Origin of the sequence: Leptospira congkakensis (assembly GCF_004770265.1) — a bacterium.
Taxonomy (GTDB): domain Bacteria; phylum Spirochaetota; class Leptospiria; order Leptospirales; family Leptospiraceae; genus Leptospira_A; species Leptospira_A congkakensis.
The window spans coordinates 115,547-131,026 of record NZ_RQGQ01000009.1 but is presented as its reverse complement, the minus strand read 5'-3'; the positions used below and the strand labels follow the sequence as shown (position 1 = coordinate 131,026).

Sequence of the window (15,480 nt, the reverse complement as noted above, 5' to 3'; positions counted from 1 at the left end):
TCTTTCGGAACACCGATTTTAGGAGAACGTTTGATTCATGAAAAAAGAGAAAGCTGACAAGGCTCAAGAAAAAGAAACCGACCAAAGAAAGCAGGCAATTGACGCTGCCCTAGGCCAAATCGAAAAACAATTCGGTAAGGGTTCCATTATGCGCCTTGGTGCTGATACACGCATGGCAGAAATGAGCGTAGTATCCACTGGATCTTTGGATTTAGACATCGCCTTGGGGATTGGCGGGTTTCCTTCCGGTCGGATCGTAGAAATCTATGGACCAGAATCTTCTGGTAAAACAACACTTACTCTTTCTGCCATTGCAGAGACGCAAAAAAAGGGGGGCATTGCTGCCTTCATCGATGCGGAACACGCTCTAGATCCATCTTACGCTAAAAAACTCGGGGTCAATGTAGATGACCTGCTCGTGGCCCAACCAGACAACGGGGAAGAGGCTCTAGAAATTTGTGAGTCCCTCGTTCGATCCAATGCCATCGACCTCATCGTCATCGACTCCGTAGCCGCTCTTGTTCCTAAGGCCGAGATCGAAGGAGATATGGGAGATTCCCATATGGGTCTTCAGGCACGACTCATGTCCCAAGCCCTTCGTAAACTCACTGGAACCATTGCAAAATCCAATACGACTGTTATCTTTATCAACCAAATCCGTATGAAGATTGGAGTGATGTTCGGAAGTCCAGAAACCACTACAGGTGGAAACGCGTTGAAGTTCTATGCTTCCATTCGCTTGGACATTCGCCGTATCGAAACTCTAAAAGAGAAAGAAGAACCTGTAGGTAACCGCGTTCGAGTGAAAGTGGTTAAAAACAAATGTGCCCCTCCTTTCCGACAAGCAGAGTTTGACATCATGTATGCGAACGGAATCAACAGAGAAAGTTCTCTTATTGATCTAGCGGTTCGTCATGACCTCGTTGCGAAAGCAGGTTCTTGGTATTCTTACGGTGGAGAAAAAATTGGACAAGGAAAGGAACAAGTGAAAAACTTCTTTCTCGAAAATCCAGACATCGCATTTAAAATTGAAAACCAAGTTCGGGATCTCAATAGCCTCCCTCTCATGGACCAAGCAAAAATCCAAACTAGAGAAGTGAAATCCATTGAAAGGGATCCAAAGGAAACTAAAGAAACAAAATCAAAACAACCAGTTAGTTTCTCTACCGAAGCAGAAGGAGAAGTTGCTGTCGGAGAATAAAACCATTCGGCTTTCTTTTTAGGAACCATTGACCGGTTCGGGGTTTCCCGGGCCGGTTTTTTTTTGCTAAATCCCAAAAGGACCATCGGGCTTTTCTGAAAAATTATCAATCCACGACCTGAAAAAGGATGTCTGAAAACAGTCGTCGTAAAGATTGTTCTTAAACATTTCCGAAATCTATGTCAAAAAAACTCATCCTCATCCTTTTCATTTTATCTTACCAATGCCAAATCCAAGAAAAGAAAACAGAAACAGCTGTTAAAGAAACTCCTATTTATGATGAATGGGCAGGACTTACTGATTCAGACATTCTTCATAAAAATGAAATGAATCTCAGTTGGAATAAACTAACAAACACTAGAGATACCATCACTCAGTATCTAAAAGGAAAGGATTACCATCCGAATGTGAAAACAGTGGTTTATCCTTTTAGTGGAATTGATGTTTTAAATCTTTTTTCATTTTATCCCCAATGTGAACGTTATATCCTTTTTGGATTAGAAGATCCAGGTTACCCCAACACATACAACGCCCTCTCCGAAAAGGAAAAACTAATCGTAAAACAAGGGATACGAAACCTCTCCGATCATTTAGCTGGTAGGAATTATTTTACATATCGTAAAATGAAAGAAGAAACCAAGAAAAAAGAACTAAATGGAGCCTATCCAGTGTTTGTTGCTTTCCTTAGACGAATGGGAAAAGAAATCCTTGACTCCAAAGAGGAAGTGATTGTTGGAAAAGGAATTACTTACAAAGGTTTTACCCTTTCCCTTTACGATACAAAACTAAAAAAACAAGAATCACTTACGTATTTCAAAATATTCTTAATTGGAAATGAAGGAAATCCTGGAGATGGGTTGTATGAATACTTTTCAGATTTAACCAATGTAGGAATATTTACAAAGTCCGCAGAATATTTATTTCATGGTGAAAAAAGAAAATCGATCCGAGACCTTTTACTAAAAAATGCAGAATTTGTGGTTCAGGATGAATCAGGTTTTCCCATTCGTTTTTTTCCCGAAGACAACTGGAAACGATCCATTTTTGGAAGGTATGAAAAATCATGGAATTTATCTGGTGCTGTCATTCCAGAAACCCAACCGGAACTTAAAAGTTTAAGTGAATCTACAAACGATTCCATCTTACCTTTTCCTTTTGGTTACGGTTACTTAGGAACCAAGGACAACCGCCAATCGGCCGTCCTTGTTTTTTCTAAAAAATAAAATCGAAGCTTAATTACGAGGATCCATCACTCTACTGTGGTCGGATCCCAACAAGTTCGGAAGTTTTCGTTCCAACTAGAAATCTCTTTCATATCTGCCTCTGATAAAACAAAATCAAATACATCTGCATTCTCTTTGATACGGATCGGATTTTTTGATTTGGGAATCACAACATGACCCGCTTGGAGGGACCAACGAATCAAAATTTGTGCATTTGATTTTTGATAGTGGTTGGCAATCTGCGTGATTCGAGGGTCTTCCAACTTTTGCCCATGAGCAAGAGGGCTATAAGCTTCGATTAATATTCCTTTTTTTGCACAATATTCTTTTAGTTCGGCGTCCTGTAAAAATGGATGGTATTCCACTTGGTTCATCGCAGGGATCGTTCCTGTTTCCTTTAAAAGTTCCTCTAAATGAGAAACCATAAAGTTACTAACACCGATTGATTTTGTTTTTCCTTCTGACTTTATTTTTTCCAAAGCCTTCCAAGAATCATTTCGTTTTCCAGAAACTGGAAAGTGAATTAAATACATATCAACATAATCTGTTCCCAATTTACTCAAGGAAACATCTATCGCACGTAAGGCGGAGTCATACCCTTGATCGGCATTCCAAAGTTTGGTCACAAGAAATATATCACTGCGAGCCACACCACTTTCTTTGATCGCAGCTCCGACATCTGCTTCGTTACCATAGATGGCTGCTGTATCAATATGCCGGTATCCGAGAGATAAAGCAGACTTTACGGCTTCAAAACATTCTTTCGGGCGAGATTTCCATACACCCAGTCCCAACTGTGGAACCGAGACGGATTGATTGGACTTCAAAGTGGATGTAATATTTAGATTTGACATAGGGTGATCCTTAGACTAAAAACACCCAACCATGGTGAAACCATAGTTGGGTTCAGGTTCATAATTTTTTCGGAAATTAAGGTTTGTATCCGGCAAATTCGGGAATCGAAACAAATTGCAATAATTCCCCGTTCCAATCGGCTCTATATTTACCTTCAACCATCTTACCTGCAAGGATTTCTTTGGCCAAAGGTCGGTTTACAACTCGATTGAAAACACTAGCCAGAGGTCTTGCTCCAAATTTAGGATCAAACCCCTGTTCGCGCAAAATATGTTCCGTACTTTCCGAAAGTTCGATCACAATTCCTTTTACCTTCAACCTTTCGTTCAACTGACGAAGTTGTTTTTCGATTAATTTTTCCATGATAGAAGAATCTAACGAATGATAAGTCAACACGGCATCCAATCTTCCCAATACTTCTGGTTTAAAATCACCTTCAATATTTTTGGAATTGGTAGTCAGAATCACAATCGTATTCTTAAAGTTAATCGTTCTCCCTTTGTTATCCGTAAGCCTTCCATCATCTAAAATCTGGAGAAGGATGTCAGAGAAGTCAGGGTGAGCTTTTTCCACTTCATCAAAGAGAACCACAGAATATGGTTTTCTACGGATGGCTTCTGTTAGGATTCCCCCTTCGTCATAACCAACATAACCAGCTGGTGCACCGATGAGTTTAGCAACCGAATGTTTTTCGGAATATTCACTTAAGTCCAACCGAACCAAATTTGTTTCCTGATCGAACAGGAATTTGGCAATGGCTTTGGCTGTTTCTGTTTTTCCGACACCAGTAGGCCCTTTTAATAAAAAGGAACCAAGTGGTCTGGATTCCGAAGAAATTCCTGCATAGGAAGTAAGAAGTGTATCCGCAATTTCCCTTATTGATTCTTTTTGGCCATACACAACAGAATTTAAGTCTTCTTCCAAATGGAGTAAATTATCCTGTTTGGTTTTCAAAATTTTTTCTGAAGGAATTCCTGTTTGTCTAGCAATCACTGCCGCTATATGGTTCCTTTCAAGAATCCAACTGTTTTGAAAATTGTTTAATTCTTTTTCTAATTCAGGTAAAACTGCATACTTCAACCGAGAGGCTTCAGTATAATCTGCTCTTTGTTGAGCTGCATCCAAATCAAATTTCACTCGATCAATTTTATTTTTGATAGAAGCAATTTGTTTTAAGGAATTTACTTCCTTCTCCCAAACAACTTTCCCAGCTTCGAATTTTTTTTCTAAAACATCAATTTCCCTTAAGATTTCTTCGTTTTTCTTTTCTACTTGGGCAAAGATTTTTTTAGAACGAATTTCACTTTCCAGTTCCACAAGCTCAGTAGGCATTGCTTCAGCCGAAAGTTTTAACGCAGACGCTGCTTCATCTACCAAATCAATTGCCTTGTCAGGTAAAAATTTATCGGTGATGTATTGATCAGACAAAAGCACGGAAGCATAAATCGCTTCATCAGAAATTTTGATTCCATGATGGATTTCATGTTTATCACGAATTCCCATAAGAATTTCGATCGCATCTTCTTTACTTGGTTCATTGACAGGAACCGCACGAAATCTTCTTTCTAACGCTTGGTCTCCCAGAATGTATTTTTGGAATTCATCTTGTGTGGTCGCACCAATACAATGTAACTCTCCACGAGCCAGAGCTGGTTTTAAAAGATTGGCCGCATCCATCGCACCATCCGTTTTTCCGGCACCGACCAATTGGTGAATTTCATCGATAAAAAGGATCGCCTCACCTGCTTGGCCTTTGATGTAACGAAGTAAAGCTGTTAGTTTTTCTTCAAACTCGCCTCGATACTTTGTACCCGCCATCAGTAATCCCATATCCAAAGAATATATGGTTTTCCCTTTTAATACATCGGGAACTCGTCCCTTTACGATTTGTTCTGCAAGTCCTTCTACGATAGCAGTTTTACCAACACCGGCACTACCAACTAACACGGGATTGTTCTTAGATCTACGTCCCAAAATTTCCATTACAGAACGAATCTCTTTACTCCTTCCGATCACAGGATCTAGTTTTCCTTCACGTGCCAGATCGTTCAGATTTACGAGAAAGTTGGGAACCTCTTCATCGGTTTCTTTCACTTGTAAATCTTCATAATTGATTTTGAGTTCGGGAAGGACTTGTGGTAAAAATTTTAGAAAGTCTGCTTCTTTTAGCTCCTCCCTTCCATTTTCTGCCGCCCGCGAAGACGCCATCGTAAACCACTGGGACAGCTTTGGAGAAGTTCGAAGTGATTCAAAAGGAATCTCTCCAGAAGCCCGAGCTTGTTTTTTCAAAAACTCATCCACTGTAGATTTATACTTAATTAATGTTTTGCCGGAAACTGAGGTAGGCAGGGTCATAAACCCCCAAACCAAATGGTAAGGAGTGATTTCTGTGTTTTGTCTCCTCATCGCCTCTGTCTGCGCAATGTCCAAGGCACCCTGCACATTGGAATCATACTGTTTCATATAGTCTCCCCTACTTTAGCACTCTGGATGTTAGACTGCCAATTTTACGTTCTTCCTACAAGTTTTTTCATAGAAATTCACTTTCTCTCTCTCAATCTCGTCCTATAATAGTGCGAACGTTCGGAAACTCGCTTACTTTTTCCCAATTGCTGCCTGTTTCCGAGCCTCCCACCAGAAGTAATCTCGACCACTTAAGGATGGAAAAGGTTACCGGATGTTTTGAATGAAAAAAACCAAACTTTACTTTTTCCTTTTCTTTAGTTCCTTTTTTCTGAATTCCTCACTCTGGTCTTTTCCCTTATCCATTGAAGAATCTAAAAACTATCGAGACATTGGAAAGTATTTTGAATATGTAATTGTTCCTGAAAACGAATCGAGTTTGGATCGGATATTAAGAGAAGATACTGTTTGGCGACCGAATCCCAAAGCGACAATTTCTTTCCCACGTATTAAAGATCCAGTATGGATTAAAATCACACTCATCCATTATGGAAATTTACCTCATACATTCTTTTTACATTTTTCAAGCCCAGTCGTTGATGTATTTGAATTACATTCACAAGTAAAGGGGAACTGGATCACACAAGTGTCAGGAGAACAAGTCCTGCAAAGGAACAAACCTCTTTATTCACATATACCTGCGTTCCCGATTACGCTTTCTCCAGATGAAACCAGAACCCTCTATGTAAAAATCAATTCAGCAAATCCCATTTTCAATTTTGTATCAATTTATAATTCAAGGAGTTTCATCTCATTTTCAAAAAAACAAGATATCTTCTTCGCTGCATACTTTGGTGCAGGGTTTATGATGTTTCTTTTTAGTATCTTCCTAGCTCATACATTACGTTACAGAAAATTTTTCTATTATTTCTTTTACTTAGCTACTGTTCTTTTGATCAATTCGTTTTCCACCGGATTTATGCAGTACATTGAAATAGGGAATACACATACCTGGAAAAACTTTCTTTTCCCAATTACAATCTATCTAACATCCGTATTCGGATTGTTATTCACAATTGAATTTTTAGAAACTGAAAAGAATTTCCCTAAAGTCACAAAGCTAACAAAAGGATTTATTCTTTTATTCATCTCTCTTATCTTTTCCATTTTTTTTCTAGAACTTAGAAACTTCATTCAACTCGGAGTATTTCTTGTTATCATTCCGATTTTATTAACTTTAACAATTTCCATAATGGCCTTTTTTAAAAGTAAACGAAAACTAGAAGTAATCCTATTTTTGTTTGCTTTTGGCTCTATCTTGATTGGAGGCGCATTAAATACACTCACAGTCCAAGGTTGGATCAAACCGATTCATCTATCTTCATATTCTTTGGCTTTAGGTTCTGCTATTGAAGTATTCTTTTTATCAATGGCTCTAGTTCTAAAAGTTTCTGATTATAGAAAAGCTACTGAAGAAAAACAAGAACTTGACCTCCAATTAAAAATTGCCCAAAAACTTCAAAATGGTCTGCTACCACAAAAAAGAACCCATGCAAACGGACATGCTTTAGGATTTCGATACTCTCCTGCTTCTGATATTGGTGGAGACTTTGTTCAAATCATCGTCAAAGAAAACGAAATCGGATTATTTTTGTGCGATGTTTCTGGACATGGAATTCCAGCCGCTATGATTGCTTCCATGACAAAGGTATCATTACAAATTTGGGATGATTCTTTGGATAAACCTGTATATGCAGCAGAACGAATTCGGTTATCTTTACTCAGTTCTCTTGCTGGACATTTTCTTAGTGCTTTCTTTGTTTATATAAACCAAAAAGATAAAATTTTAAAAATAGCAAATGCTGGCCACCATCCCATGATTTATTTAGATCGGAATGGAAATATCGAACACATTACAAGTACAGGCAGAGCCATCAATGAGTATGTAGAATCTGGAATGATTGAAAAAACTTTGACTTTGCCTGATTCGGGGACTTTGATTTTGTACACCGATGGTGTCATCGAAGCAAGGAAAGCAAACGATGGAGAACTATTTGGTGAAGATCGTTTTTATCATTTATTACAAACCTTAGCAACCAAAAATCCACAGAGTATTTGTGATCAAGTGATCATAGAAGTAGAAAAATTTCAAAAATCAAAAAGATCAGATGATGATATTACAATCCTTGCAATTTCTTTGGAAAAAGAAATCTAATCAGGCATCCAGTTTAATAATTTCTGATACAAATCGTTTGGATAAAAAGGTTTGGATATAAAATCATCCATTCCTACTGAATGAATTTTTTCCTGAGTTTCTAATTGAGCAGATGCAGTCAGCGCAATGATTGGAATTTGGCTCCATTTTTCTGTTTCACGAATCTTTCTGGTGGCCGTGTAACCGTCAACATTTGGCATATGTAAATCCATAAGGATTAAATCTATTTTTCCTTTGGCTAACTTTACCAAAACCTCATCTCCATCAGCGGCTTCTTCAAACTCAATGCCCCAACGTTTGAGAAAACGAATCACAATCGAACGATTGATTTCAATATCATCAGCAATTAAAACTTTTTTTCCCATCAAGTCTTTAGTTTCTTTCAAAGAAAGGGCATGGTTAGCTGGATTCGCATGACCAATTTTACAAGGGAAGGTGAACAAAAATTTAGACCCTTTTCCCAGTTCGGATTCTAACTCCAGTTTTCCTTTCATCAATTCCACAAGACCTTTTGAAATTGCCAAACCAAGTCCAGACCCACCGTATTTTCTTGTAGTGTCCTGACTTGCCTGTGTGAATTTTTCAAACACATATTTGTGTTTGTCGTTAGCAATACCAATCCCAGTATCCTCTACCTCAAGACGAATGACCACGTCCTCTTCTTTTTTTGATATTAATAAAACACGAAGAGTGATGACACCTTCTTTTGTAAACTTAATCGCATTCGATAACAAATTATTGACTACTTGCAACATTCTTGTTGGATCAAAACGAATGTATTCTGGTATTCTTGGATCAATCTCTTCTTTGAAAGATAAAAGTTTTTCATTAGCTTTGATCGCAAAGGAAGTCGAAACTGAATTAATAAATTCTTTTAAACTAAAATCAATTTCTTCTATAATAATCATGTGTTCTTCGATTTTGTTAAAATCCAAAATATCATTGATTAATGTAAGAAGGGTTTCACTAGAGAAACGTAGGTTTTTTAAATATTCTACCTGTTCTGGTTTTGGATTTTCCTCCATAAGCAACAAAGAAAGCCCAATAACAGCATTTAGTGGGGTTCTTAATTCATGACTCATACTAGAAAGGAATTCGGACTTCGCTCGGTTTGCTTCTTCTGCTCGAACTCGCGAATCAATCAACTCTCTTTCATATCTTACCGTTTGAGAAATATCAAGGGAAACTGATCTGGATCGAATCATCTCATTTGTCTTTGAATAAATAGCAGTTGCAGAAAGATTTAAAAATATGGAACTTCCATCTCTACGTAAAACCTCAAATCGTAAGTTATCAACACTCCCAGTTTTCTTAAATACTGGAAAGTTTTTATAAAAGATCTCTCTACTTTCTTGTGTGAGTAACTGAGGCCATTTTATTTTTCCAACTAACTCCTCAGCTGAATAACCTAGCCATTCACATTCAGTATGATTGACCTTTACAAAATATCCATCTGAATCTAAACTATGGAACCCTACAGGTGAATTATGGTATAGGTCATCGATTTCAAAGAGACGACCTTCAACCCGTTCCTTCTCTATCAAAATTTGCGAATTTCGTTTTAATACATAAATCATCCATAAGATTAGTATGGATAAAACAAACAAAAAACTTCCAGAAACTGCAACCAATCGGATGGTGAACTTTCGGGCCTTTTCGCTTTCAATATTTTCTCTTTCTAACTTTTTGCTGAGTAAGTTTTTGACTTGTGTCCGAAAGACATCCATACGTCTTTTGCTTTCTAAAAAATCTGCTTTATGAAATATTTTTTTGGAATAGTCATTTATATATCCATTTACAAATTCAACTTTAGACTGATTCGCTTTGATAATAGACTCTAAATCCTCTTTATATATATCTTCACAATTAGCTCGAAGTTCAGCTTCTAGTTTTGGTAACAAAAAAAGGGAATTTTTATAAGGTTCCAAAAATACTGGATCACCAGTAAGAAGATATCCCCTACCACTAGTTTCCGCATCTTTTAAATAAGATGAATAATCGTTTAACAGAGCATTCCAACGACTTTTGCCTTCAAATGAATCACGATCCTTCCTACTTTCATATACCTGAAAGAAGAAAAAAAATGATGAAAAGAAAAGCAAAACAAGCAATCCCCATAGAAATCCTATGTAGAGTGACTCAAAGTGTTTTCTTAGGAAATAACTCATAGAATCATAGATAAATAACCGAATAACAGGAATTTGTCAATAGATTAAAGCATGGTTCGCCATGCGGGAAAGTACAAATCAAATTCAGTCCCCGCCCCCAAACTGGAGTTAACTAATATGGTTCCCCCCATTTTCACCATAATTCCATAAATGATGGGTAACCCAAGGCCAGTTCCCTTTCCTCCCTTTGTAGTAAAAAAAGGGTCAAAAATTTTTTCGATAATTTCGGGAGCAATTCCGGAGCCGTTATCAGCAAATCTCAATTTCCAATACTCTGTATTTTTCATAAAGCCAACGTGGAGCAGTTCCGACTTTTCGTAAGAAACTTTCGAAAGAGAAATTGTAATTTTTGGATTCGTTATTTCCTGTAATGCGAACACTGCATTTTCGTAAAGATTGGAAAGGATTTGGAAAATTTGAATTGGATCGGCATTTATATAAGCATGTTCACTTCCCAAATCCGTCACCAAGTCAATTTGATTTGTAGATACAACTTTCACCTCTTGTAAAACCTGTTGTAGTTGTTCCCGAAGATCCAATTGTTTGGAAACTGAATTATCAATTTTTGAATAAGTCAGAATTTGTTGGATTAAATTTCTGGCCCGATCTAATGACTTAGAAATCCCTTCTATAGCGGGTAAGGATTTTTTAATGGCTTCATTTGAATCGTCTTTGGACCATTCCGAATTCAGATAAGAAACATAAGCCAACATGGGAGTCAAAAGATTATTAAAATCGTGAGCAATGCCACCAGCGAAAGTTCCAAGAGCCTCTAACTTTTGAGACTGAGCATAAGCACGTTCCAAGACAATTTTTTCAGTGATATCTTTTGCTTCTAAAACAATATAAATAATTTTTCCAGATGGATCTGTAAGAGGATAAAAATCACAGTCAAAATACTTTTCCCTTCCATCCGACAAACTATAACTCACAAAAACTTCGAAACTTTGATTTTTTAGCGCAAGTTTCATTCCATAAGTTAATTTTTTAATCGATTCTTCGTCCGAATTAGAAAATACAGATCGAATTAGTTCCAAACCTTGAATGTCTGTTTCATCTCGTTCAAAGGATAATACAGCATTTCGGTTCATTCGAATGACATGACCTTGTAAGTCTAAAAGAAAAATAGCCTGTGATGAATTATTAAAAATACCCTTAAACAGTTGTTCGTTGACCTGAATCGAATGTTCCAATTCAGTAAGATCGGATATATCATGAATGGTCCCAAAAATACGAAACCGTGAATCTTCAAATCTTTCCGCTTCTAACCATAAATTAACTTTTTTTCTTCCAAGTTTCGTATTTAACGTTACAATCATTTCCTTCGAATGATTGTCTTTTAGAAGTTCTTCCCAGACTACTTTGATATGATCATGTTCGGGTTCATCAAGGAGTGCCCAAACTTTTTCCATAAGTGGAATTTCACCGAAGTCAAAACCTAAAATTCGATACAACTCCAAGGACCATAAGGTATTTTTTTCAGGAAAAATAACTTCAAAATGTCCTAAGTGAGAAATTTTCTGTGAACGTGTTAGAAGTTCTTCTCCATGGACTAACATATCCCAAGCTTTTTTTTGAGATAATTTCAACCGATAGGCTTCTAACTCTCGATTTACAACAAACGGCAGTTTGATAATAGATGATTTTGGTAAAAATTCAGCAGCTCCTAAGTTTAGAAACTCCGAGGCAGCTTCTTCTGGCAAAAATTCTGTAATCAAAATTACAGGTAAATCAGGATTAATTTCTTTAACACGAGTGATGACATAACGACCGTCAAAATCGGGAAGATAAAAATCAGTAATGACAATATCCCAAGTTTCATCTGAAATGCGTTGTTCGAACTCAGCTTTCCATTCAGCCCTTTCGGAAAAAATAGAGAAACCAAAGTTTTGAAGTACAGAGACAATTGCCTTATAAGATGCAAGTGAGTCTTCGACAATTAGCACATTGAGTTTCTTTTGGATGTCCATAATTTCGACTACTGATTAAAAAATCCAAACACAGGAAGTTCTAAATCACCTAAAATTTCTGACTTGTGACGATATGCGGTTCCACGTCCTTCGGCAAGTGCAAACTTTCCTTTTGAAAAATCACTAGGAGATAAATAAGGTGTATTTGTTTCTAAACGGATTAGTTTTTTTCCTTTTTCTTTTGCCAATAGAGATTTTAATTCTTCGGTTTCTGAATCTATAATTTGGACAGAAGCATCTAATGCTCGTTTCATGGTGTTGCGACTGAGTGGTCGATGATTATTGATTTGGTGGATGACAATGCGATCAATACTTGGATCTAAAATTAGTTCTTTGATCGGTTCTCCGTCACCAATGCCTCCATCCAAAAACTCTTGGCCTTGAAACTCTTGCACTTCATACAAAAATGGGAAGGCAATGGAAGCCATTACGGCATCGAGGACATTTCCTTCCGTGATGAGTTCACGTTTATTTTTAGAGAGATTAGAAACAGCAATTCCAAGTTTGATGGGTAAATCAGAAAATTTTTTGTTACCCAGGTAAGGATAAAGAATTTTTCTCGTGGCTTTTCCAGTCAAAACCCCGCTATAACCGTTGAGACCTTTTCGTAACAATCGACCAAACATTGTCAGAGAATTTCCTTCCCAAAAATCTTTTTTCTTTAATCCTAAAACCAAAGATTCAAAATCCACCATCTCACGACCCGTTGCATACAATGCTCCGATCATCGCTCCCGAGCTGGAACCCGTAACCACGGCTGGTCGAAAACCAATTTCCTGTAACCCACGCACAAAACCAGTATGGGCAAAAAAACCAAAAAAGGCAGATTTCAAACAAAGAGCAGAATACTTTTTAGGAAAGAAGAGTTCTATCATAAGCTTTTACTAAGTTTAGAAAAAGGCTCCATGTATGTCAGCCACGAAGCAATTTTGAAACCAAAAGTTTTGTCATATCATAAAACAAAACTCCGATAAAAGCAACTAGTACCGCTGATGAAAACTGCAGAAAATTGAGTGGTACAAATCGAAACATTGTATTCATTCCCGGCAAATACATAGAAAGGACCAAAACTCCAATGGTTCCTGCAAAAACGTATCGAATGATTGGATTGGGAATTCGCATCCGACTCCACATGGACTCGTGTAAAGAGCGATTGGCCAAAATTAAAAATAAATTCGAAAATACTAATGTAACAAATGTTGCTGTACTTACAACTTTTGGAGAAGAATTTCCCTTCAGAAACAATTCAGTGATCCAATAGGATGAAACTACGGACAATAAGGAAAAGGCACCTTGGATCAGGGAATTGATAAACAATTCATGATCTAATAGTGGTTCGGAGGTTTCCCTAGGTTTTCTTTTCATCAAATCGGATTCTGCAGATTCTTTTTCGAATACAATTGTACATGTAGGATCGATGACCATTTCCATAAATACAATATGGATTGCTGATAAAACGATAATAGGCCAATCAAAGATGATTGGGAAAAAAGTAATACCAACGATTGGGATATGAACTCCAATTAGATAACCTAAGGCTTTTTTTAAATTGTCGAAGATTTGGCGGCCAATCCGCACTGATTCTAAAATTGAAGAAAACGAGTCATCTAACAAAACAATGTCGGCAGCTTCGCGAGCTACATCAGTTCCTCTTTCCCCCATGGCAACACCTATATTTGCGGTGCGTAAAGCAGGTGCATCATTCACACCGTCCCCGGTCATAGCAACAATCTCACCATCCGCTTTTAACATCCGAACGATTTGCCATTTGTCTTCCGGACTGACTCTCGAAAAAATATTACATTTTCGAATGACTGATTTCATTTCCTCTTCATTTAAACTAGAAAATTCTTTTCCCGTATAAGCAATGTGCGAATCTTTTAATCCAATTTGATTTGCAATGTTTTTGGCCGTCTCTGGATAATCTCCCGTAATCATAATCACTCGAATTCCAGAATCATAGGCTGTTTTTACAGCCAAAGGAACAATCTCTCGAATTGGATCTAAGAATGCCAATAAGCCAAAAAACTGATAATCGATTTCTTTTCTATCTTCAGGAATTATATTCGATGGTAATTTTGATTTTGATACACCAAGAACTCTATATCCTTCTTTTGCTAGTTCATTTGTTTTCTTGGTCCAAAAATCTAATTCAGAATCATCAAACTTACACAAATCAAAAATTGCCTCCGGAGATCCTTTGGCATAACTTACATAAAAATCATTTTCTTTCAAAACTCGAACCATTGTTAATTGGTCAGGTGTTAAAGGAAAGTCTCGAACAGAAAAAAGTGCAGAATCTTTTACTTGGTTGTATAAAACTAAACAATCAGAAATGGCGATATCCATGGGATCAAAACTTGGATGTTTGGATGCAGAGTAAGCAATTTGAAGTAATGAAGTTGTTTCCTCCGAAAGATTTGATTTAAAATCCAGTTTCACAGTTTCAGATTTTGTAATAACGATTCCCACAGTCATTTTATTTTGTGTGATGGTTCCCGTTTTATCCGAACAAAGCACTGTAGCAGCACCTAAAGTTTCGATGATAGAAGAACGTCTGACTAAAACATTTTTAGTGCTCAATCGGTATGCACCCAAAGCAAAAAATATAGTCAATACCAAAGGAAGTTCCTCCGGCATAAGTCCGATGGCAAGTGTCAGACCAGAAAGTAAACCTTGTAACCATTGGCTCTTGGCGATTCCAAAATACAGAGCAAGCACTACACACAATGAAGCGGCTACGATAAATAAATTACGAACGAGCCGTGTAACCTCTACCTCAAGTAAGGTTCTACCCACAGTTTCATCGGCAATTTTCCTTCCGATTTTTCCAATTTCAGTTTGGTTACCTACCGCGGTCACACGGCAAACACCCTCTCCACTAACAACTAACGATCCACAATAAATCAGATTAGATTGAGACTTATTAACAGGAACAGATTCCCCCGTTAATAAGGATTCATCACAGGAAAACATTCGATCTGAAATTAGTTCAGAGTCAGCAGGAACACGGTCTCCTTCATTTAGAATCAATAAATCATCATAAACTACATCTTTTCCTTCAATACGAATGATCTGTTTGTCTCGGATGACATTTGTTCGTGGGCTTGCAAGCGAACGAAGAGCGGAAATTGCTGTTTCCGTTTTTTTCTCTTGGATGAAGGTGATGGTTACAATTCCAACAACGGAAAATAATAGAAGAATAGCTTCCCCTCGATCTCCCAAAAGCAAATAAACAACACTTATGGAAATGAGAAGCAAAATCATTGGCTCCGTCACAACCTCAAACAACATTCGGAGCATCCCTTTCTTTTGAGAGGAACTAATTTCATTCGCACCGAATTTAATACGATTTTCTTTGACTTGTTCTTGGGTGAGTCCCATTAGGATGAATTCTGAAATTTGTTTTGGTATCGAAGGCATATTCTTAATTGATTTGGTCTTG

9 protein-coding genes are annotated in these 15,480 nt (G+C 37.3%); 3 read left to right on the top strand and 6 right to left on the bottom strand.

Annotated features, from left to right (window positions below):
* The first annotated feature begins 37 nt into the window (after positions 1 to 37).
* The gene (gene recA, locus EHQ70_RS06300) at positions 38 to 1,201 is read left to right on the top strand and encodes a recombinase RecA (RefSeq protein ID WP_135584609.1); all 1,164 of its coding nucleotides are present in this window, start codon (positions 38 to 40) and stop codon (positions 1,199 to 1,201) included.
* 179 nt (positions 1,202 to 1,380) lie between these two features.
* Positions 1,381 to 2,424, top strand: a complete 1,044-nt coding sequence (locus EHQ70_RS06295) for a hypothetical protein (RefSeq protein ID WP_135584607.1) — start codon at positions 1,381 to 1,383, stop codon at positions 2,422 to 2,424.
* Between the two features lie 26 nt (positions 2,425 to 2,450).
* Here EHQ70_RS06295 and EHQ70_RS06290 read toward each other — a convergent pair whose 3' ends face one another.
* Together EHQ70_RS06290 and EHQ70_RS06285 are read right to left on the bottom strand one after the other, a co-directional pair.
* Positions 2,451 to 3,278 carry an aldo/keto reductase gene (locus EHQ70_RS06290; protein ID WP_135584605.1) on the bottom strand — a complete coding sequence of 276 codons (828 nt, stop codon included), beginning with the start codon at positions 3,276 to 3,278 and terminating at the stop codon, positions 2,451 to 2,453.
* A 76-nt stretch (positions 3,279 to 3,354) separates the two neighbouring features.
* Positions 3,355 to 5,742, bottom strand: coding sequence for an ATP-dependent Clp protease ATP-binding subunit (locus EHQ70_RS06285; RefSeq protein ID WP_135584603.1), 2,388 nt, complete (start codon positions 5,740 to 5,742; stop codon positions 3,355 to 3,357).
* Between the two features lie 223 nt (positions 5,743 to 5,965).
* On the opposite strand from EHQ70_RS06285, the gene EHQ70_RS06280 reads away from it, so the two are divergent.
* Positions 5,966 to 7,897, top strand: a complete 1,932-nt coding sequence (locus EHQ70_RS06280) for a SpoIIE family protein phosphatase (protein ID WP_135584601.1) — start codon at positions 5,966 to 5,968, stop codon at positions 7,895 to 7,897.
* Here the strand turns inward: EHQ70_RS06280 and EHQ70_RS06275 are convergent.
* Genes EHQ70_RS06275 through EHQ70_RS06260 form a run of 4 tightly spaced genes read right to left on the bottom strand, consistent with a single transcriptional unit; the run spans position 7,894 to position 15,458 of the window.
* Complete coding sequence (locus tag EHQ70_RS06275) at positions 7,894 to 10,065, bottom strand: ATP-binding protein (RefSeq protein ID WP_135584599.1); 2,172 nt, start codon at positions 10,063 to 10,065, stop codon at positions 7,894 to 7,896. The two genes, EHQ70_RS06280 and EHQ70_RS06275, sit on opposite strands and share 4 nt — an antisense overlap.
* A gap of 44 nt (positions 10,066 to 10,109) precedes the next feature.
* Complete coding sequence (locus tag EHQ70_RS06270) at positions 10,110 to 12,035, bottom strand: hybrid sensor histidine kinase/response regulator (RefSeq protein WP_135584597.1); 1,926 nt, start codon at positions 12,033 to 12,035, stop codon at positions 10,110 to 10,112.
* 8 nt (positions 12,036 to 12,043) lie between these two features.
* A complete protein-coding gene (locus EHQ70_RS06265; protein ID WP_135584595.1) occupies positions 12,044 to 12,910 on the bottom strand; it encodes a patatin-like phospholipase family protein in 867 nt (288 codons plus the stop codon).
* 37 nt (positions 12,911 to 12,947) lie between these two features.
* A complete protein-coding gene (locus EHQ70_RS06260; protein ID WP_135584593.1) occupies positions 12,948 to 15,458 on the bottom strand; it encodes a cation-translocating P-type ATPase in 2,511 nt (836 codons plus the stop codon).
* Between the last annotated feature and the right edge of the window lie 22 nt (positions 15,459 to 15,480).

What these genes read in the sequence shown, in the direction of transcription:
- recA (WP_135584609.1), top strand. Translation starts at nt 38, where the DNA reads ATGAAAAAAGAGAAAGCTGACAAGGCTCAAGAAAAAGAAACCGACCAA.
- EHQ70_RS06295 (WP_135584607.1), top strand. Translation starts at nt 1,381, where the DNA reads ATGTCAAAAAAACTCATCCTCATCCTTTTCATTTTATCTTACCAATGC.
- EHQ70_RS06290 (WP_135584605.1), bottom strand. Translation starts at nt 3,278, where the DNA reads ATGTCAAATCTAAATATTACATCCACTTTGAAGTCCAATCAATCCGTC.
- EHQ70_RS06285 (WP_135584603.1), bottom strand. Translation starts at nt 5,742, where the DNA reads ATGAAACAGTATGATTCCAATGTGCAGGGTGCCTTGGACATTGCGCAG.
- EHQ70_RS06280 (WP_135584601.1), top strand. Translation starts at nt 5,966, where the DNA reads ATGAAAAAAACCAAACTTTACTTTTTCCTTTTCTTTAGTTCCTTTTTT.
- EHQ70_RS06275 (WP_135584599.1), bottom strand. Translation starts at nt 10,065, where the DNA reads ATGAGTTATTTCCTAAGAAAACACTTTGAGTCACTCTACATAGGATTT.
- EHQ70_RS06270 (WP_135584597.1), bottom strand. Translation starts at nt 12,035, where the DNA reads ATGGACATCCAAAAGAAACTCAATGTGCTAATTGTCGAAGACTCACTT.
- EHQ70_RS06265 (WP_135584595.1), bottom strand. Translation starts at nt 12,910, where the DNA reads ATGATAGAACTCTTCTTTCCTAAAAAGTATTCTGCTCTTTGTTTGAAA.
- EHQ70_RS06260 (WP_135584593.1), bottom strand. Translation starts at nt 15,458, where the DNA reads ATGCCTTCGATACCAAAACAAATTTCAGAATTCATCCTAATGGGACTC.